This is a genomic window from Oleiphilus sp. HI0061 (genome assembly GCF_001635675.1).
Map to the genome: position 1 here is coordinate 1 of NZ_LWFE01000186.1, position 1,240 is coordinate 1,240.

1 protein-coding gene is annotated in these 1,240 nt (G+C 45.2%); it reads right to left on the reverse strand.

Annotated features, from left to right (window positions below):
* The coding region (locus A3735_RS02195) for a fibronectin type III domain-containing protein (RefSeq protein WP_197485608.1) at window positions 1-1,221 on the reverse strand (1,221 nt) is incomplete at its 3' end.
* Between the last annotated feature and the right edge of the window lie 19 nt (window positions 1,222-1,240).

A 1,240-nucleotide genomic window follows, 5' to 3' on the forward strand; every position in this document is an offset into this window, starting at 1 on the left:
ATAATGAGTCGCAGGATCAAGGTTCACAAGATTCACTTGGTGACTCAGCGCACTATCTATATTGGCTTCTTTGTAAGATAAGTCATCGATCGCCGTACCAAAGCTTACCTGGCCAATTGCTTGATCGGTATTGGCCCATTCAACAAGCGCGGTGTTTGTTGAAATAAAGCTTACGTCCGGCTGCGAGCTGAAAGCAGGCAAGGGTAGATCGATCAAGCTACCGGAGTTAAAAGAAATTGTTTGGAAAGATGTTTGGTTGCCCACAATGTCAGCCAACACATATCGTAGCTCATAGCTGCTATTGGGGATTAGCTCTTGAAGCAGAATAAAGTGCGACAGCTTCTCGGATTGTGAGCCCGCTGCTTGCCAATCAGCAGAACCTTCAGGTCTATATTCTACAAATACAACCGACAATTCATCACTTACTAAGCTTAAGCTTGCAAGCTCACCGAAACTTTCAAGAACCGGTGTTGCGGTCAGAATTGGCGCAGTGTTGTCTGAACTTGTTGAAATACTTCTTAGCTTACTAGAGGCAACTTCGATAAGCGTATTAATTTGCTTGCTTGCTGTATATCCGTGATGATCAGTGGAATATGCGGTACAAGTATAGCTATTACCTTCCACTAAAGTGGTCAAAGTAAGCGTGTGTTTCTTAGTTGGTTTAGATACGTGCACTTCAAGCGTCGCGGCGGCGCTTGTACATACCAATCGCGCATCAGCGTTTACATCGGTTTCCCAGTAGACACTAAGCGTGGCACCGCTAAGTTCGAGAACCTCCACTTCCGACATAAAGTGAGGATCGCCTTGATGGCCTCTAACTTTACTGCGGAAGGACATAACCTCACTCATTGCAAGATTACCTTGCGCATCAGCGGTCTGAACTTGGAAGTAATAAAATGTATCAGGCTGTAAGCCGGTCACTGGCAAAGTATGCGAAGCCCTTAAACCGTTTTTACTTTCAATTTGCTCAAGCTCATCTATCGAAGTACCGATTACTAGACGAGTCGTTGCAGGCTCACTAGTTTTCCAGCGAATGACGACGCTTTGATGTGTAATATTCTGTATTAATGGGCTGCCGATAATAATGGGTGCCATGGTGTCTGGTGAGGCCAGGGTTGTAAAGGTTATCGGCGTACTGATAGTCGGGCCGTTTCCATGCCTGTCTGTGGAAGATACCGTTAAGGTATATTCTGTTTCAGGTAAAAGATCTGCCAAAGGCATTGAGTGCTCTAAGACAAAA